The following is an 18,863-nucleotide window of genomic DNA, read 5'->3' as shown; positions in this document are numbered from 1 at the left end:
GGTCAGGGAGCTTACGTCGGCCGGGCGCCGATGGTCGGAGGGTGTTCAGGGTCCGGGACGCGGGTGCTCCAGCCGCCGGGTACGGCCCTGCCCTGCTGTTCCCTGAATCGGACGGGGGCGAGTCCGACGCGGCGGGTGAACAGGCGGGAGAAGTACGCCGGGTCCTCGTACCCGACGCGGCGGGCGACGGCGGCGACGGGCAGGTCGGTGGCGGCGAGGAGTTCCTTGGCGCGGCCGAGGCGGATGCCGAGGAGGTAGTCCTTGGGGCTGCAGCCGGCGCCGCGGCGTACGGCGGTCCGCAGTTCTGCGGGGGTCATGCCGTGGCGTGCTGCGTGTTCGGCGACGGACATCGGCCGGAAGGCGTCGCGGGCGAGTGCGGTGAGGACGGGGTCGCCGTCGGGGCCGAGGTCGGCGCGGGCTCGGCGCAGGGCGACGAGCAGTTCGTGGACGGCGGCGCCGGTCTCGACCTCGAGGAGCGGGTTGCCGCGGCGGGCGGCGCGGGCGATCTTGCCGACGGCGGTCCGTGCGCCGGCGGCGTCGGACAGGGGGACGACGGGCCGGTCGGGTTCGATGTAGCCGAGTTCGGTGTAGGTGGTGGTGGCGGGTCCGGTGAAGTCGACGAACGATTCGTCCCAGCCGGCGGCGGGGTCGGGCCCGTAGTGGTGGGGGACGCCGGGGGTGAGCCAGATGAGGGCGGGCCCGGTGACGGTGGTGCGCCGCCCGTCGGCGGCGCGGTACCAGCCGCTGCCGGCGCTGATGACGACGGCGACGTGGTGGTCGAGGGTGCGGGGGCCGACGGTGGGGAGGCTGCCGTGCTGGAGGCCGACGCCGAGGCACACCAGTCCGAGCCGGTGGTGCAGGGGGCTCGGGGTGAAATAGCGCATCCAGGTGTGGTACATGCCGATTCGTCGCTCCTTCCCGGCCAGTCCAAGGAGAGCCGATCTTTGTCCATGGACCGGCCGCGCGCCAGGGGTGATCGTGGGGGCGGCGGTTGCGAGAGAGGGACGGGCCGGTGGCTGATTTCACCGTGGGTGACACGGATTTCCTGCTGGACGGGCGGCCGGTGCGGCTGTTGTCGGGGGCGCTGCACTATTTCCGGGTGCACGAGGAGCAGTGGGGCCACCGGTTGTCGATGCTGCGGGCGATGGGTCTCAACTGTGTGGAGACGTACGTCCCGTGGAATCTGCACGAGCCGGAGCCGGGCAGGTACGCGGACGACGGGGCGCCGGGGCGGTTCCTGGACGCGGTGCACGCGGCGGGGATGTGGGCGATCGTGCGGCCGGGTCCGTACATCTGCGCCGAGTGGGAGAACGGCGGCCTTCCGTTCTGGCTGACCGGCCGGGTCGGGCGGCGGGCGCGCACGGAGGACGCGGAGTATCTGGGCCATGTGGAGCGCTGGTTCACCAGGCTGCTGCCGCAGGTGGTGGAGCGCGAGATCACGCGCGGCGGGCCCGTGGTGATGGTGCAGGTGGAGAACGAGTACGGCAGTTACGGCTCGGACCACGGCTATCTGCGGCAGTTGGTGGAGCTGTTGCGGTCGTGCGGGGTGAGCGTGCCGCTGTTCACCTCCGACGGCCCGGAGGACCACATGCTGTCGGGCGGTTCGGTGCCGGGTGTGCTGGCCACGGTGAATTTCGGGTCCGGCGCCGGGGAGGCGTTCGCGGCGCTGCGCCGGCACCGTCCGGAGGGGCCGCTGATGTGCATGGAGTTCTGGTGCGGCTGGTTCGAGCACTGGGGTGCCGAGCCGGCGCGCCGGGACGTGAAGGAGGCGGCGCTGGCGTTGCGCGAGATCCTGGAGGCCGGCGCGTCGGTGAATGTGTACATGGCTCATGGCGGGACGAGTTTCGGCGGCTGGGCGGGCGCGAACCGGTCGGGTGAGCTGCACGACGGCGAGTTCGAGCCGACGGTGACGTCCTACGACTACGACGCGCCCGTCGACGAGGCGGGCCGGCCGACGGAGAAGTTCTGGCGGTTCCGGGAGATCCTCGCCGAATATCAGGAAGGACCGCTGCCGGACCTTCCGCCGGCTCCGGCGGTCCTGTCGGCACCGGTCCGGGTGGAGCTCGCCGAGTGGGTCGCGCGGGAGGCGGTGCTGCGGCTGCTCGGCGACGACGAGTGCGAGGCCCCGGTGCCGTTGACGTTCGAGGAGCTGGGTGTCGGGCGGGGGCTGGTGCGCTACCGGGTCGACGTACCGGGACCGCGGGAGCCGTACCCGCTGCGGGTGGCGGGGCTGCGCGACCGCGCCGTGGTGTTCGTCGACGGGGTGCGGGCCGGGGTGCTGGACGGCGCTGCGCCGGCGCTGGGGGTGCCGGTGGCGGGACCGGCGTCGGTGGAGCTGTGGGTGGAGTCGCTGGGCCGGGTCAACTACGGGCCCCTGACGGGTGAGCCGAAGGGCATCACCGGCGGGGTGCTGCACGAGCGGCAGTTCCTGCACGGTGTCCGGGCGTGCGCACTGCGGCTGGAGGCGTTCGAGGAGCCGGCGGCGCTGGCCGGAATGCCGTGGGGTGTCCCTCCGGCGGGGGCGGCCGGTCTGTACCGGGGTACGTTCGAGGTGGCGGAGCCGGGTGACGCGGGGCTGGAACTGCCGGGCTGGACCAGGGGTTTCGTGTGGGTGAACGGGTTCAACCTGGGGCGCTACTGGTCCGCCGGGCCGGTCAGGCCGCTGTACGTGCCGGGGCCGGTGCTGCGCGCCGGCGCCAACGAGGTGTGGGTGCTGGAGCTGGAAGGCGCCGCGGCGGACGCCGCCGTACGACTGGAGTGCGTGGCGGAGGACACCACCGTACGGCCGGGGTGAGCCGTGACGGAGGGGCAGGCCGCCGGGCCTGCCCCTCCGCCGTGTCCGGTTCTCTGCGGGGTTGTCTCCTGCGGGTTCCCTACAGGGTGGCGGCCGCCGACTTGATCGCGGCCGCGAAGGTGGACACCTCGGTGTAGACGCCGGGGTAGCCGGCCCTGGCGCAGCCGTAGCCCCAGCTGACGATGCCGACCTGGGTCCAGACGCCGGCGTTGTCCTTGCGGAACATGGGACCGCCGGAGTCGCCCTGGCAGGTGTCGACGCCGCCCTCGTTGTAGCCGGCGCAGATCTCCTCGTTCGCGACGAGTTCGTCGTACGCCTGCCCGCAGGCCGCGTCGGAGACGAACGGGACCTGGGCCTTGAGCAGGTAGCGCTGCTGCGCGCCGCCCTCACGGGCCGCGCCCCATCCGGCGACGGTGAAGGTGCCGCTGTTGTACGCGGTGGTCTCGGCGATCTTCAGCGTGGGCAGGTTGATGGGCTGGGCGAGCTTGATCAGGGCCCAGTCCTTGCCCGTGCCGTTGTAGCCCGGGGCCTGGAGGACCTTGGTGGAGCGGACCTTGATGGCGCTCGAGCTCCGGAGGTCCACGACGCCGGCGGTCGCGGTGATGCTGGTGTTGTTGCCGGAGCCGCTGACGCAGTGGGCCGCGGTGAGCACGATGTCCTTGGCGTAGAGGGCGCCTCCGCAGCCCATGGAGAGCCGGACCATGAAGGGGAACTCACCCTGTGCGGCGCGGGTGCCGCCGACCACGGGCGGGGCGGCGGCGGACGCGGAGGTGGGCTGGAGGCTGACGGCGGCGAGGATGACGGCACCGGCGGCGACACATCTCTTGAGCACGCTCAGAAGCTTCAAGTGACTGCCTCTCGTGGGGGGTTGAGGGGAACACCCCGCCGGGCACAGCCGTACGGCACCGCCGGGTCAGACAGCTGGACGACCCATTGGTGACATGTGCTCGACAAGGCGCTGTCCGGAGTATGAGACCCGGGTAGCGGACACCACAAGAAGCGCCTTTCGGCCAGTCCCCTCCGCCCGCCGGCCCCGCCACGCCCCCTCCGCGCCGTAGAGTTGAAGCCTGCTCGGGCGGGCGGCCGGGCGGCAGCCGGCCCGGAACCGCCCGGGACGCGGAAGCCGTACGGGAGGCATGGGGGTACGGGAGTGGGCAACGGCAGCGAGGTCGTGCACGGCTTCCCGCACCTGGACACCGTGCGGTCGGCGATCACCGCGCTGTACCGGCGGCTCTCCCCGGAGAGCGTGCTCTCCTACGCGCCCAGCGTGCTGCCCGCCGACGTCGCCTTCGGCGACAGCGACGATCTGCATCTGGGCGCACAGCGCGTCGCCCGCGCCCTTGTGCACCATCTGCGGCTGCCGGACGCCCGGGTGATCGTCGGCTTCCGGGAGATGGAGCACGCGGCGAGTGTGGAACTGACCGCCGGGCCCGAGTACTTCATCGAACTGAACGACCGGTTCCGTACCCACCGCCGGGACATCGGCGCCGCCCTGGCGCACGAGATCACCCATGTTCTGCTGCACCGGCTGGATCTGTCGTTCCCGGGCACCCGCGACAACGAGATCCTCACCGACACCGTGACCACGTACCTGGGCGCCGGGTGGCTGCTGCTGGACGCCTTCCGCGAGGACGCCGTCTCCAGCCAGAAGCTCGGCTACCTGACCCCCGAGGAGTTCGGCTACGTCCTCGCCGGACGGGCGATGGCCTTCGACGAGGACCCGCGGACCTGGTTCACCAGCCCGCAGGCGTACCACGCGTACACCCGGGGCCGCGCTCAGGCGCTGCTCGAGGCGCAGCAGCCCCCGCTGACCACGGCCGGCCGGCTGGGCAGGCTCCGTTACGCGAAGGACCGCCGGCACGCCAGGGACCATCCGGGCGCGGCTGCGTCGGGACCGTTCGCGTACGCCTTCGAGCACGGGCCGGAGGGGCTGAAGGTGTCCTTCCCGTGCACCACCTGCCACCAGCGCATCCGGGTGCCGGTGCGGGGGCGGGTTCGGGCCCGCTGCGGCCTGTGCCGGACCGTTCTCGAATGCGACACCTGACCCTGCTTCCGTAGGGTCGGACCATGACGAACCAACCGGCGGCGCACGAACCGGCCGCAGCGGCCCGGGAACTGTTCGAGGCGCTCCACACCAGCGACGACGACGCCGTGGTGCGGTTGCTGCGGGCCGGCACGGACCCGGAGAGCACCGACGAGGACGGCAGGACCGCCCTGTACCTGGCGGCGACGGGCAACGAGGCGGGAATCGTACGGCTGCTGCTCGCCGCCGGAGCCGACCCGGACCGGGCGTGCGGCCCGGAAGCCGGCGACGTGCCGCTGTGCGGGGCCGCGGTCTGGGGACACACCGAGGCCGTGCGGGCGCTGCTCGCCGCCGGCGCCGCGCCCGACCGCCGCGAACTGCTGGGCTTCACCGCGATGATCTGGGCGGTCGGGCAGGGACGCACGGAGACGGTGGAGGCGCTGCTGGAGTACGGCGCCGACCCCGATCTGCCCGGCCCGGCCGGCGAGGCGCCGCTGGTGCTCGCCGCCCGCCGCGGGTCGCCCTCGACGGTGCGGGCCCTGCTGCGGCACGGCGCCGGTGCGCGGGCCGAGACGCTGGAGGAGGCCCTGGAGGAGGCCCGCCGGTGGATGACGCTCGACGTGGAGGAGGAACTGCGCCGGGGGCTGCTCGCGTACGACCCCGGGGCCGAGACCGTGTCGCGGCGCGTCGAGGAGGACGGCGGGGCGACCGTCGTGGTCGAGGTGCTGCACGACGGAAAACCGACGGCGGGCAACGAACAGCAGACAGGCCACGGCGCGATCGCCACGCTCCTCGAGGAGCGGCTCGGTCTGCGCACCCCGTACGCCGCCCTGGCGGAACGCGCCCTGCTCCACGGCAGCCCGGAGCGGGACGAGTGGATCGAGGCGGTGACCGCGCTGTGGCGGCGCGGCGACGAGGAGACCTTCCGAGCGGCCGCCGAGTGGTGCGCGAGCGACGACGTGCTCCAGCAGACGTTCGCCGCCGACGTGCTCGGCCGGCTCGGCTTCACCGCGGGACCCGACGGGCAGATCGTGCGGCCGTACGCCGCGCGGGCCCTGCCGATGCTGCGTGAACTGTCCCGGGAGGCGACGGATCCCGAACTGCTCCAGGCGGTGCTCCTCGGGCTCGGCCACCACGGCGACCCGGCCGCGCTCCCCGAGATCCTGCGGCACGCGGACAACCCGGACCCCGCGGTGCGCCTGCGGGTGTCGCTCGCACTCGTCGGGCTGGTCCCCGGAGACCACGCGGAGGCGGTACGGACGCTGATCACGCTGACGAAGGACGAGCAGGCGTCGGTACGGGACTGGGCGACGACGGCCCTGGCGGGCGTCGACGCGGACACGCCCGAGATTCGCGACGCGCTCGCCGCCCGGGCCGGGGACCCCGACCCGGAGACGGTCGCCGAGGCCGCCAGGGGCCTGGCGATGCGCCAGGACCCGCGGGCCGAGGACGTCCTGGTGCGGCTGCTCGCGGACGAGGACCCCGACGGCTACGCCCACGACACGGCGGCGAACGCGGTGCGCCACCTGCGGGACGAACGGCTCAGGCGCCGTCTCGAGGGGACCCTGCCGCGCCGCCCCTGACGGCTCCGGCCGGCCGGCGGACCACGGCCTGCCGGTGCGCGCCTCGGCGGAGTCCGGGCCTGCCGGGGGCGCCCTCCGGGAAAGCCGGAAAAATCTTGGGCGGCGATGTCGAGAACCCGTGACCGGCTCCGTCCCTGCAGTGAACGCGGCCACAATGGGCCGCACAGCACCGAGGAGAGACACCATGGCCAAGTACCTGCTTCTCAAGCACTACCGAGGCGCCCCGGCGGCGGTCAACGACGTGCCCATGGACCAGTGGACGCCGGAGGAGATCTCGGCCCACATGCAGTACATGCATGACTTCGCGGACCGGCTCGAGAAGACCGGCGAGTTCGTCGACGGTCAGGCACTCGCCCCCGAGGGGACGTTCGTGCGGTACGACGGTGAGGGGCGCCCGCCGGTCACCGACGGCCCGTTCGCCGAGACCAAGGACCTCATCGCAGGCTGGATGGTGATCGACGTCGACAGCTACGAGCGCGCCGTCGAACTGGCCGGGGAGCTGTCTGCCGCACCCGGAGCGGGCGGGAAGCCGATCCACGAGTGGCTCGAGCTGCGCCCGTTCCTGACCGCGCCGCCCACCATCACGGAGTGACGTCACCGATGAACGAGGCCCTGCTCCGGAGCCTCACGCCGAGCGTGCTCGGCATCCTCGTCCGCCGCGGAGCCGACTTCGCGGCGGCCGAGGACGCCGTGCAGGACGCGCTGGTCGAGGCGGTCCGCGTCTGGCCGGCCGACCCTCCGCGGGACGCGAAGGGCTGGCTGGTCACCGTCGCCTGGCGCAAGTTCCTCGACGCGACCCGGGCGGACACCGCCCGTCGCCGGCGTGAGGACGTCGTCGACGAGGAGCCGGCGCCCGGGTCGTCGCCCGCGGTGGACGACACGCTCCAGCTCTACTTCCTGTGCGCCCACCCGTCGCTGACTCCGTCGTCCGCGGTCGCGCTCACACTGCGCGCCGTCGGCGGGCTGACGACCCGCCAGATCGCCCGGGCCTACCTGGTGCCCGAGGCGACCATGGCGCAGCGCATCAGCCGGGCCAAGCGCACCGTCTCCGGCGTGCGGTTCGACCAGCCCGGCGATGTCGCCACCGTGCTGCGTGTGCTCTACCTGGTCTTCAACGAGGGCTACTCCGGCGACGTCGACCTGGCCGCCGAGGCCATCCGGCTCACCCGGCAGCTCGCGGCCGCGATCGACCACCCCGAGGTGGCGGGGCTGCTCGCCCTCATGCTGCTCCACCATGCCCGTCGTGCCGCCCGGACCGCGCCCGACGGCAGCCTGGTGCCGCTCGCCGAGCAGGACCGCGGCCGGTGGGACACGAAGTCGATCGCCGAGGGCGTCCGGATCCTGCAGGCGGCCCTCGCCCGCGACCGGCTGGGCGAGTTCCAGGCGCAGGCCGCCATCGCGGCACTCCACGCCGACGCGCCCACCGCCGAGGAGACCGACTGGGTGCAGATCGTCGAGTGGTACGACGAGCTCGCGCGCCTGACCGACAGCCCGGTCGTCCGGCTCAACCGCGCGGTGGCCGTCGGTGAGGCCGACGGACCGCGCGCCGGCCTGGCGGCGCTCGCGGCGCTGGACGACACCCTGCCCCGCCACACGGCGGTGGCGGCGTACCTCCACGAGCGCGACGGCGACCTGGCGACGGCGGCACGGCTGTACGCCGAGGCGGCCGGAAAGGCGCCCGACCTCGCGGAGCGCGACCATCTGACGCGCCGCGCCGCCCGGCTCAACGCCCGCCGGTGACGCGGAAGGGCCGCGCACGGATCCGGGCGCGGCCCTGTGGCGACGCCGGTCACCTCAGAGGGGGACCAGCAGCGCGCAGTGGTGCCGCGTCAGCCCGCCGTGCCCCGGCCGCCACGCTTCGCACGCCCACGTCCGGCGGCCGAGTTCCGTGACGCCTCGACCGCGCCGGACGCCCCCGACGCACGGGACGCCTGGGCGCCGCCACGAGAGCCACGGGATCCGGCACGAGCCGCCCGCGGCGCCTCCGCCGCGCCCGTTCCCTCACCGCGCCGGCGCGCAGGACGCCGCCGTCCGGTGGACGAGGGAGCGGTCACGACCGGCTGCGGGACCTCGATCGTCACGGCCACGCCGGACGGCTCGCGTGCTCCCGTGAGCCGGCTGAGTTCCTCGTCGCTCGACTTGACCCGTGCCGTGCGCGGACTGATGCCCGCGTTCGCCATCAGACGGGTCATCTCACGGCGCTGCTCCGGCAGGACCAGGGTCACGACGCTGCCGGACTCGCCGGCCCGCGCGGTGCGACCGCCGCGGTGCAGATAGTCCTTGTGGTCGACGGGCGGGTCGACGTTCACGACCAGGTCCAGGTCGTCGACGTGGATGCCGCGGGCCGCGACGTTCGTGGCGACGAGCGCGGTGACCTGGCCGTTCTTGAACTGGTCCAGGGTGCGGTTGCGCTGCGGCTGCGAGCGTCCGCCGTGCAGGGCGGCTGCCCGTACGCCGCTGGCCAGCAGCCGCTTGGCGAACCGGTCGGCGGTCCGCTTGGTGTCCACGAAGAGGATCACCCGGCCGTCGCGGGCGGCGATGCGCGTGGCGACGGCCTTCTTGTCGGTCTCGTCCAGCACGTGCAGGACGTGGTGCTCCATCGTGGTGACGGCACCCGCCGACGGGTCGACGGAGTGCACGACCGGATCGGTGAGGAACATCCGCACGAGCCGGTCGATGTTCTTGTCGAGGGTCGCGGAGAAGAGCATCCGCTGCCCGTCCGGCTCGACCTGCTTCAGCAGCGCGGTGACCTGCGGCATGAAGCCCATGTCGGCCATCTGGTCGGCCTCGTCGAGGACCGTGATCGCGACGTCGCCCAGGGCGCAGTCGCCGCGTTCTATGAGGTCCTTGAGGCGACCCGGCGTGGCCACGAGCACCTCTGCGCCGCGGCGCAGCGCCCCGGCCTGCTTGGTGATGGACATGCCGCCGACGACGGTGGCGATCCGCAGCTGGGTCGAGGTCGCGTACGGGGCGAGAGCGTCGGTGACCTGCTGCGCGAGCTCGCGGGTCGGTACGAGGACGAGCGCGAGGGGCGCCCGGGCCTCGGCCCGGCGGCCGGCCGTACGAGCGAGCAGCGCGAGGCCGAAGGCGAGGGTCTTGCCGGAGCCGGTGCGGCCGCGGCCGAGGATGTCCCGGCCCGCGAGGGAGTTCGGGAGGGTGGCGCCCTGGATCGGGAAGGGCTCGGTGACGCCCTGGGCCGCGAGGGTCTTCAGCAGGGCGGCGGGCATGTCCAGCTCGTCGAACGCCGTCACGGCGGGCAGCGCGGGGGTGACGGTTTCCGGCAGGGTGAATTCCTGCGGGGGCGCCGCGCTGCGGGCGCTCGCCCTACCGGAGCCGGATCCCCTGCCGGAGCCGGTCCCCTTGCCGGGACGGATCCCGGAGCCGGGACGGTTTCCGGCGCCGGATTCGGCCGGGCGCCTGCGGGCCGGCCGGGCGGACCTGGCGGCGGAGCGGTCCGGTCGTTCGGAGCGGTTCATGCGGAGTTTTGCCTTCCTGGGGCCTGTGGACAGCAAGAGCCGGGGCCCGCACCGACGAAGGTGCGGGCCCCGGCTGCAGGAGCTGCGAGATACGCGCCCGGCAATCAGGCCGGGAGGATGTTCTCCGCCTGCGGGCCCTTCTGGCCCTGCGTGACGTCGAACGTCACCTTCTGGCCCTCCTGGAGCTCGCGGAAGCCCGAGGTGGCGATGTTGGAGTAGTGGGCGAAGACGTCGGCGCCGCCGCCGTCCTGCTCAATGAAGCCGAAGCCCTTTTCCGAGTTGAACCACTTCACGGTTCCAGTAGCCATGTCAATCTCCTAAAACAGGGGCAAGCCGAAAATCCACACCTCGTGGATTTCCCGTCGCTGCATTGACCCCCATCCGGAAAAGCCGGAAACAATAATGTGCGCCTGAGGAAGCATTCCCGTCAGGCGCACACAAAGTTCATGGGTACCAAAACTGCAACTACGCCACCGTAGCACGCCGAGGCCGGGAAGTCGTGGATCAGACACGCCCGATGATCGTCACACTCCCCTGACCACCGCGTTCGCACACGGTCCGCCGGCCGCGGCGGGTGACGGTCCGGTCCGGCTCCGTCGCGCGGCTTGATCATGTTCTCCGCCCCGGTTGCGCCGAGCGGGTGACCGGGCACGACGCCCCTCCGTCGAGACGCTCACCCCGGCCGGTCCCCTGCCGGTCGCGCCGGCGTACGTGCCGCTTCGACGAAGGGCGCCTCGGCCGTGACTCCAATTCCTCCTCCATGGCGTGGAGTTACGTCTTTCAGCTCGACCCCGTCCCAGGACGCCGGGTCGCCCGCCAGTACCTGTCGAGGGGGGTCAGCTGCGCCGCCGGGTGCGGACCGGGCCGCCCGGAGCCCAGTGCCGTACGACGAGCTCGTCGCCCTCGACCCACGTCCGCACCACCTCGGTCAGCTCGGCCCGGAACAGGTGGTACGGCTCCGGCGGCTTCACGTCCTCGGTGAAACGGACCTTCTCGGCCGGCTCGGTGACCTCGATCGCGCGCCCCGAGATCCTCACGTCACCGCCGTCCATGGAGTCGTCGGCACCCGGGTTCGAGTGCAGCGCGAACCGCGGATCACGCAGCAGGTCCTGCGCCTTGCGGGAGCCGTGCATCATGCCGAGCCACAGCTCACCGAAGCGGAACGTGACCTCCAGACCCGTCACCCGCGGCGAACCGTCCTTGCGGAGAGTCGCCAGTACGTGATGCCGGTACTTCTCGAAGCGGTGCTGTACGGATTCGGCGAACTCGGGCTCCGCCGTCACGAAGGCGGCCCAGCTGGATTGCGTCATGACCTCATCGAACACCGGAGTGCGGTCATCTTCTGTCTGGTTTTCCCGGTGTCGTGGAGAGCGGCGTGGGCGGCCGCGGCGTGCGGGGCTACAGCCCGCCGGTACAGGACCTCACCGGACGATGCCCCGGGCGCGGGCGGCCGCGAGCCACTGCGGGAACTCGGCCACCAGCCGGTCGTACAGTTCGGCGTCCGGGACCTGACGCGGGTCGAGCCCCGCGTGGAAGAAACCGGCGTTGTCGACGGGGCGCTTGGCGGGGACCGCGAGCTCGTCGAGCTTGCGCAGGAAGTCGAACTGCGAGCTCCGCTTGTTGCCGAAGCCGACGAACTGCCAGAACAGCGGAAGCTTCGCGGCCTTGCAGAGATAGCGCTCCGCGGCGAGCTTGTTGATGGGCCCACCGTCCGTCTGGAAGACGACGAGCGCCGGATCGGTCGACCCGCTGTCCATGTAGTGGTCGATGACGGCGTCCATGGCCAGGTGGTAGCTGGTCTTCCCCATGTGCCCGAGACCGGAGACGATCTCGTCTATCCGGCCGTGGTGGTTGTCCAGCGCGATGTCGGTGACCGCGTCGACGTCCGTGGAGAAGAACACGACGGGCACGGTGCCGTCGTCGTCGAGATGCGCCGACAGCCCGAGAACCCGGTCCGCGAGAGCCTGGACGCTGCCGTCCTTGTAGTAGTCCTTCATCGACCCCGAATAGTCGACGACGAGATAGACGGCGGCGCGTTGCCCGTGCATGCCGTGCTTCTGGAGGGAGACGCCCGCGGTCTTGTAGAGGCTGACGAGCGCGGGGGCGCGCTGCTCGAGCTTCTGGAGGCTGACGGGCATGCGGGCTCCGTTCGTCGACTGCGGACGCCCTGACAATATCCGCCCCCACGGGGCCGGTTCCCCACGCCGCCCCTTCCCGCTGCACCGATGTGCGGCTCCGCCGCGTGGCGGGGCAGGCCCCGGACCCCGTACCGCGCTTCGCGCGGTGTCCTCGATCTCCCCCTACGGCCTGGCGGCCGTGGGAGGTGCCCCCAAGGCGGGCTGGAAATGCCGCTGCGCGGCACTTCAGCCCGGCCGGGCAACTCCAGCCTCGCCGGCGTTTGAGGCGCGGGGGTCCGGGGCCAGCCCCGGTTCGGGAAGGGGCGGGTAGGGGAACGGCCCCGCGCAGCGGCCACCTCGCCCCCGCGCAGCGGCCACCTCGCCCCCGCACACACCACGGCGCCTGCCATGGTCCGGTCGGGGACAGGCAGGCGCCGTGTTCAGTTCCGTACGCCGTTGTACGGGACGTTTAGTGGGGCGGACCGTCAGCGCACGGTCCGCGGGCCGGGACCGGTCGGACCGACAGCCCGGTCGGACCGTCAGACCGTCAGCGCACGGTCCGTCGGCCGGATCGGCGCCGGCAGCGCACTCGCGCCCGTCAGGTAGCGGTCCACGCCGCGCGCCGCCGAGCGGCCCTCGGCGATCGCCCACACGATCAGCGACTGACCGCGGCCGGCGTCGCCCGCGACGAAGACACCGTCGACGTTCGTCGCGAAGTCCGCGTCACGCGCCACGTTGCCGCGCTCGTCGAGGTCGAGGCCGAACTGCTCGACCATGCCGTTGGACCGGTCGATGCCGGTGAAGCCCATCGCCAGGGTGACCAGCTGCGCCGGGATGCGGCGCTCGGTGCCGGGCTTCTGCTCCAGCTTGCCGTCCTTGAACTCCACCTCCACGAGGTGCAGTGCCTGGACGTTGCCGTCCTCGTCGCCCTCGAAGTGCGTGGTGGAGACGGAGTAGACCCGCTCGCCGCCCTCCTCGTGCGCGGAGGTGACCTTGTAGAGCATCGGGAAGGTCGGCCACGGCTGGTTGGCGTTCCGCTCCTCGCCCGGGCGAGGCATGATCTCCAGCTGGGTGACGGACGCCGCCCCCTGCCGGTGGGCGGTGCCCACGCAGTCCGCGCCGGTGTCGCCGCCGCCGATGACGACGACGTGCTTGCCCTCCGCGGTGATGGGGGGCGCCACGAAGTCGCCCTCCTGCACCTTGTTGGCGAGCGGCAGGTACTCCATGGCGAAGTGGATGCCGTTCAGTTCACGGCCCGGCACGGGCAGGTCGCGGGAGACGGTGGCACCGGCCGCGACGACGACAGCGTCGTAGCGGCGGCGCAGCGCGTCGGCCGGCATGTCCTTGCCGATCTCGACCTCGGTGCGGAACTTGGTGCCTTCCGCGCGCATCTGCTCGATGCGGCGGTTGATGTGCACCTTCTCCATCTTGAACTCGGGGATGCCGTAGCGCAGGAGCCCGCCGATGCGGTCGGCGCGCTCGTACACGACGACCGTGTGGCCGGCGCGGGTCAGCTGCTGCGCGGCCGCGAGGCCGGCCGGGCCGGAGCCGATGACGGCGACGGTCTTGCCGGAGAGGCGCTCCGGCGGCTGCGGGGTGACGTCTCCGGAGTCCCACGCCTTGTCGATGATGGAGACTTCGACGTTCTTGATGGTGACGGCGGGCTGGTTGATGCCGAGCACGCACGCCGCTTCGCAGGGCGCCGGGCACAGACGACCGGTGAACTCCGGGAAGTTGTTGGTGGCGTGCAGCCGCTCGGAGGCGGCGCCCCAGTCCTCGCGGTAGGCGTAGTCGTTCCACTCGGGGATGAGGTTCCCGAGCGGGCAGCCGTTGTGGCAGAACGGGATGCCGCAGTCCATGCACCGGCCGGCCTGCTTGCTGATGATCGGCAGCAGGGAGCCGGGGACGTAGACCTCGTTCCAGTCCTTGACGCGTTCCTCGATGGGGCGGGTCTCGGCGACCTCGCGCCCGGTGGTCAGGAAGCCCTTGGGGTCAGCCATTGGTCGCCGCCTCCATCATCTTCTCGGTGGTCTCCTGCTCGGAGAGACCGGCGAGCTCAGCGGCGTCCTTGGCGGCGAGCACTGCCTTGTACGTGGTCGGGATGATCTTGCTGAAGCGGTCCACGCTCACGGACCAGTCGGCGAGAAGCTTCTCGGCGACGGTCGAGCCGGTCTCCTCGAAGTGGCGGCGCACGACATCGTGCAGCCACTGCTTGTCGGTCTCGTCCAGGGCCTCGATCGCGCCGAGGTTGCCGGAGTTGACGTTGTCCCGGTCGAGGTCGATCACGTAGGCGATGCCACCGGACATGCCGGCCGCGAAGTTGCGGCCCGTCTCACCGAGGACGACCGCGTGTCCGCCGGTCATGTACTCGCAGCCGTGGTCGCCCACGCCTTCGGAGACCACCAGCGCACCGGAGTTGCGGACGCAGAAGCGCTCGCCGGTCCGGCCGCGCAGGAACAGCTCGCCGCCGGTGGCGCCGTAGGCGATGGTGTTGCCGGCGATGGTCGAGTACTCGGCCAGGTGGTCGGCGCCCCGGTCGGGGCGGACGATCACACGGCCGCCGGAGAGGCCCTTGCCGACGTAGTCGTTGGCGTCGCCCTCGAGGCGCAGCGTGATGCCGCGCGGCACGAACGCGCCGAAGGACTGGCCGGCGGAGCCGGTGAAGGTGATGTCGATGGTGTCGTCGGGCAGGCCCGCGCCGCCGAACTTCTTCGTCACCTCGTGGCCGAGCATGGTGCCCACGGTCCGGTTGATGTTCCGGATGGCGACCTGGCCGCGGACCGGCTGGGCGTCCTCTGCCGTGGCGGCGTTCAGCGCCTCCGCGGCGAGCTCGATGAGCTCGTTGTCGAGGGCCTTCTCCAGTCCGTGGTCCTGCTCGGCGACCTGGTGGCGCACCGCGCCGTCGGGCAGTTCGGGCACGTGGAACAGCGGCGCGAGGTCGAGGCCCTGTGCCTTCCAGTGGTCGACGGCCCGGTCGGTGTCGAGCAGTTCGGCGTGGCCGACGGCCTCCTCGATGCTGCGGAAGCCCAGCTCGGCCAGGATCTCGCGGACCTCCTGAGCGATGAACTCGAAGAAGTTGACGACGAATTCGGCCTTGCCGGAGAACCGCTCGCGCAGGACCGGGTTCTGGGTGGCGATGCCGACCGGGCAGGTGTCCAGGTGGCAGACGCGCATCATGACGCAGCCGGAGACGACGAGCGGGGCGGTCGCGAAACCGAACTCCTCGGCGCCGAGCAGCGCGGCGATGACGACGTCGCGGCCGGTCTTGAGCTGGCCGTCGGTCTGGACGACGATGCGGTCGCGCAGGCCGTTGAGCAGCAGGGTCTGCTGGGTCTCGGCGAGGCCGAGCTCCCAGGGGCCGCCCGCGTGCTTCAGGGAGGTCAGCGGGGAGGCGCCCGTACCGCCGTCGTGGCCGGAGATCAGGACGACGTCCGCGTGGGCCTTGGAGACACCGGCGGCGACCGTGCCGACGCCGACCTCGGAGACCAGCTTCACGTGGATGCGGGCGGCCGGGTTGGCGTTCTTGAGGTCGTGGATCAGCTGAGCCAGGTCCTCGATGGAGTAGATGTCGTGGTGCGGCGGCGGCGAGATCAGACCGACGCCCGGGGTCGAGTGCCGGGTCTTGGCGACCCACGGGTACACCTTGTGCCCCGGAAGCTGACCGCCTTCGCCGGGCTTGGCACCCTGGGCCATCTTGATCTGGATGTCGTCGGCGTTGACCAGGTACTCGCTCGTCACGCCGAAGCGGCCGGAGGCGACCTGCTTGATCGACGAACGCCGCTCCGGGTCGTACAGACGCTCCGGGTCCTCGCCGCCCTCACCGGTGTTGGACTTGCCGCCCAGCTGGTTCATGGCGATGGCGAGGGTCTCGTGCGCCTCCTTGGAGATGGAGCCGTACGACATGGCGCCGGTGGAGAAGCGCTTGACGATCTCGGAGACGGGCTCGACCTCGTCGACGGAGATCGGCTCGCGGCCCGAGGTGCCGTCGGCGGTCTTCAGGGCGAACAGGCCGCGCAGCGTCATCAGCCGCTCGGACTGCTCATTCACACGGTCCGTGTACTTCTTGAAGATGTCGTACCGCTTGTTGCGCGTGGCGTGCTGCAGGCGGAAGACCGTCTCCGGGTCGAAGAGGTGCGGCTCGCCCTCGCGGCGCCACTGGTACTCGCCGCCGATCTCCAGGGCGCGGTGCGTGGCGGCGATGCCGGAGGCCGGGTAGGCCTTGGCGTGCCGGGCGGCGACCTCCTTGGCGACGATGTCGAGTCCGGCGCCGCCGATCTTGGTGGCGGTGCCGTTGAAGTACTTGTCGACGAAGGCCTCGTCGAGACCGACGGCCTCGAAGACCTGCGCGCCGCGGTAGGAGGCGACCGTGGAGATGCCCATCTTGGACATGACCTTGAGGACGCCCTTGCCGAGGGCGTAGATCAGGTTCCGGATGGCCTGCTCGGGCTCGAGGCCCTCGATGAAGGTGCCGGCGCGGACCAGGTCCTCGACGGACTCCATCGCGAGGTACGGGTTGACCGCGGCGGCGCCGTAGCCGATGAGCAGGGCGACGTGGTGGACCTCGCGGACGTCACCGGCCTCGACCAGCAGGCCCACCTGGGTGCGCTGCTTGGTGCGGATGAGGTGGTGGTGGACGGCGGAAGTGAGCAGCAGCGACGGGATGGGCGCGTGCTCGGCGTCCGAGTGCCGGTCGGAGAGGACGATCAGGCGGGCGCCGTCCTCTATGGCCGCGTCGACCTCGCCGCAGATCGCCTCGATACGGGCGGCGAGCGCGTCGCCGCCGCCGGAGACCCGGTAGAGGCCGGCCAGGGTGGCCGCCTTCATTCCGGGCATGTCGCCGTCGGCGTTGATGTGGATGAGCTTGGCCAGCTCGTCGTTGTCGATCACCGGGAAGGGCAGCGTGACGCTGCGGCAGGACGCCGCGGTCGGCTCCAGCAGGTTGCCCTGGGGGCCGAGCGAGGAGTACAGCGAGGTGACGAGCTCCTCGCGGATGGCGTCCAGCGGCGGGTTGGTGACCTGCGCGAACAGCTGGGTGAAGTAGTCGAAGAGCAGCCGCGGGCGCTCGGAGAGGGCCGCGATCGGCGAGTCCGTGCCCATGGAGCCGAGCGGCTCGCCGCCGGTGCGGGCCATCGGCGCGAGGATGACGCGCAGCTCTTCCTCGGTGTAGCCGAAGGTCTGCTGGCGGCGGGTGACGGAGGCGTGGGTGTGGACGATGTGCTCGCGCTCGGGCAGGTCCTCGAGTTCGATCTCACCAGCCTCCAGCCACTCCTGGTAGGGGTGCTCGGCGGCGAGGGCGGACTTGATCTCGTCGTCCTCGATGATGCGGTGCTCTGCGGTGTCGACGAGGAACATCTTGCCGGGCTGCAGGCGGCCCTTGCGGACGACCTTGGCCGGGTCGATGTCGAGGACACCGACCTCGGAGGAGAGGACGACGAGGCCGTCGTCGGTGACCCAGTAGCGGCCGGGGCGCAGACCGTTGCGGTCGAGGACCGCGCCGACCTGGACGCCGTCGGTGAAGGTCACGCAGGCGGGACCGTCCCAGGGCTCCATCATCGTGGAGTGGTACTGGTAGAAGGCGCGCCGGGCGGGGTCCATGGAGTCGTGGTTCTCCCACGCCTCGGGGACCATCATCAGCACCGAGTGCGGCAGTGAACGGCCGCCGAGGTGGAGCAGCTCCAGGACCTCGTCGAAGGAGGCGGAGTCGGAGGCGTCCGGGGTGCAGACGGGGAAGATCCGGTCGATCTTGCCGGCGCCGGAGTTGAACAGCTTGGAGGCAAGCTGCGACTCACGGGCGCGCATCCAGTTCCGGTTGCCCTTGACCGTGTTGATCTCACCGTTGTGCGCGACGAAGCGGTACGGGTGGGCCAGCGGCCAGCTCGGGAACGTGTTCGTGGAGAACCGCGAGTGGACGAGCGCGACGGCCGTGGCGAAGCGCCGGTCGGACAGGTCCGGGAAGAAGGGCTCCAGCTGGCCGGTGGTCAGCATGCCCTTGTAGACGATGGTGCGCGCGGACAGCGACGGGAAGTAGACGCCGGCCTCGCGCTCGGCGCGCTTGCGCAGCACGAACGCCTTGCGGTCCAGCGCGATGCCCTCGCTGCTGCCGTCGCCCACGAAGAGCTGACGGAAGGCGGGCATGGTGGCGCGGGCGCCGTTGCCGAGCAGGTCGGGGGTGACGGGCACCTCGCGCCAGCCGAGGACGGTGAGGCCCTCTTCGCCGGCGATCGTCTCGATCTTCGAGACGGCGGTCTCGTTGTCCTCCACGTCGGCCGGGAGGAAGGCGATTCCGACGGCGTACGAGCCGGCCTGAGGCAGCTCGAACGCGGTGACCTCGCGCAGGAACGCGTCGGGGACCTGGAGCAGGATGCCCGCGCCGTCGCCGGAGTCGGGCTCGGAGCCGGTGGCGCCGCGGTGCTCGAGGTTCCGCAGTACGGTCAGCGCCTGCTCGACCAACTCATGGCTGGCAACACCGGTGAGGGTGGCCACGAACCCGACACCGCAGGCGTCGTGTTCGTTACGGGGGTCGTACATCCCCTGGGGGGCGGGGCGACCGTCCATGGGCGACCAGGCGTCGGAACGCATCGGCTCTCCCGTCGTCGTCGTGGCATGTGCAGTGCCGAGGGACGACGTTGGCCCTCCGCGAAATTTCGTGCAGGTTACATGATGGAGGGCTTCTCGAGAAGCGGATAGCTCATTCCAGCATGCGGACACCGCCCCTGGCGGTGAAGGTGGGTCACAACGGACAAATCAGTATCCGGAGGACTCTCGCAGAGCAGGCTTCATTGCCCACAGCGTTTTCGGCTAATGCCCGGGGATTGCGGATTCGAAACCACCGAGTAACGGCTACTTATGTCGCGCCATGCATAGTGTCTC

The 18,863-nt window shown here is 71.6% G+C and carries 13 protein-coding genes; 5 read left to right on the top strand and 8 right to left on the bottom strand.

Annotated features, from left to right (window positions below; translation table 11 throughout):
- Window positions 1-11 precede the first annotated feature (11 nt).
- Complete coding sequence (locus ACTMTU_RS17305; protein ID WP_441264362.1) at window positions 12-899, bottom strand: helix-turn-helix domain-containing protein; 888 nt, start codon at window positions 897-899, stop codon at window positions 12-14.
- Window positions 900-1,012: 113 nt separating this feature from the next.
- On the opposite strand from ACTMTU_RS17305, the gene ACTMTU_RS17300 reads away from it, so the two are divergent.
- Window positions 1,013-2,794: a glycoside hydrolase family 35 protein gene (locus ACTMTU_RS17300; RefSeq protein ID WP_441264361.1), complete on the top strand. Its 1,782-nt coding sequence runs from the start codon at window positions 1,013-1,015 to the stop codon at window positions 2,792-2,794.
- 79 nt (window positions 2,795-2,873) lie between these two features.
- On the opposite strand, the gene ACTMTU_RS17295 is transcribed toward ACTMTU_RS17300, so the two are convergent.
- Window positions 2,874-3,641 carry a S1 family peptidase gene (locus ACTMTU_RS17295; protein ID WP_441264360.1) on the bottom strand — a complete coding sequence of 256 codons (768 nt, stop codon included), beginning with the start codon at window positions 3,639-3,641 and terminating at the stop codon, window positions 2,874-2,876.
- Window positions 3,642-3,944: 303 nt separating this feature from the next.
- Here ACTMTU_RS17295 and ACTMTU_RS17290 point away from each other — a divergent pair, with 303 nt between their 5' ends.
- From ACTMTU_RS17290 to ACTMTU_RS17275, 4 genes are all read left to right on the top strand, one after another.
- The gene (locus ACTMTU_RS17290) at window positions 3,945-4,838 is read left to right on the top strand and encodes a hypothetical protein (protein ID WP_441264359.1); all 894 of its coding nucleotides are present in this window, start codon (window positions 3,945-3,947) and stop codon (window positions 4,836-4,838) included.
- A 23-nt stretch (window positions 4,839-4,861) separates the two neighbouring features.
- On the top strand, window positions 4,862-6,400 hold the full coding sequence (locus ACTMTU_RS17285; RefSeq protein ID WP_441264358.1) for an ankyrin repeat domain-containing protein: 1,539 nt from the start codon (window positions 4,862-4,864) through the stop codon (window positions 6,398-6,400).
- Between the two features lie 184 nt (window positions 6,401-6,584).
- Complete coding sequence (locus ACTMTU_RS17280; RefSeq protein WP_441264357.1) at window positions 6,585-6,992, top strand: YciI family protein; 408 nt, start codon at window positions 6,585-6,587, stop codon at window positions 6,990-6,992.
- 8 nt (window positions 6,993-7,000) lie between these two features.
- On the top strand, window positions 7,001-8,140 hold the full coding sequence (locus tag ACTMTU_RS17275) for an RNA polymerase sigma factor (protein WP_441264468.1): 1,140 nt from the start codon (window positions 7,001-7,003) through the stop codon (window positions 8,138-8,140).
- 89 nt (window positions 8,141-8,229) lie between these two features.
- On the opposite strand, the gene ACTMTU_RS17270 is transcribed toward ACTMTU_RS17275, so the two are convergent.
- The 6 genes from ACTMTU_RS17270 to gltB all read right to left on the bottom strand — a co-directional run bounded on the left by ACTMTU_RS17270 (window position 8,230) and on the right by gltB (window position 18,572).
- Window positions 8,230-9,876: a DEAD/DEAH box helicase gene (locus ACTMTU_RS17270; protein ID WP_441264356.1), complete on the bottom strand. Its 1,647-nt coding sequence runs from the start codon at window positions 9,874-9,876 to the stop codon at window positions 8,230-8,232.
- Between the two features lie 104 nt (window positions 9,877-9,980).
- Window positions 9,981-10,184, bottom strand: coding sequence for a cold-shock protein (locus ACTMTU_RS17265; protein WP_005318814.1), 204 nt, complete (start codon window positions 10,182-10,184; stop codon window positions 9,981-9,983).
- Window positions 10,185-10,712: 528 nt separating this feature from the next.
- Window positions 10,713-11,186 carry a pyridoxamine 5'-phosphate oxidase family protein gene (locus ACTMTU_RS17260; protein WP_441264355.1) on the bottom strand — a complete coding sequence of 158 codons (474 nt, stop codon included), beginning with the start codon at window positions 11,184-11,186 and terminating at the stop codon, window positions 10,713-10,715.
- 111 nt (window positions 11,187-11,297) lie between these two features.
- A complete protein-coding gene (locus tag ACTMTU_RS17255) occupies window positions 11,298-12,014 on the bottom strand; it encodes a vWA domain-containing protein (RefSeq protein ID WP_441264354.1) in 717 nt (238 codons plus the stop codon).
- Between the two features lie 518 nt (window positions 12,015-12,532).
- Window positions 12,533-13,993 (bottom strand): glutamate synthase subunit beta, encoded by a 1,461-nt coding sequence (locus tag ACTMTU_RS17250; RefSeq protein WP_441264353.1) that lies wholly within the window; start codon window positions 13,991-13,993, stop codon window positions 12,533-12,535.
- Window positions 13,986-18,572 carry a glutamate synthase large subunit gene (gene gltB / locus ACTMTU_RS17245; protein ID WP_441264352.1) on the bottom strand — a complete coding sequence of 1,529 codons (4,587 nt, stop codon included), beginning with the start codon at window positions 18,570-18,572 and terminating at the stop codon, window positions 13,986-13,988. Before gltB ends, ACTMTU_RS17250 begins: the two co-directional genes overlap by 8 nt.
- Window positions 18,573-18,863 lie beyond the last annotated feature (291 nt).

Origin of the sequence: Streptomyces sp. OZ13 (assembly GCF_052068155.1) — a bacterium.
Lineage (GTDB): Bacteria > Actinomycetota > Actinomycetes > Streptomycetales > Streptomycetaceae > Streptomyces.
The sequence above is the reverse complement of the archived record's forward strand: the minus strand, read 5'-3'. Positions and strand labels throughout refer to the sequence as shown.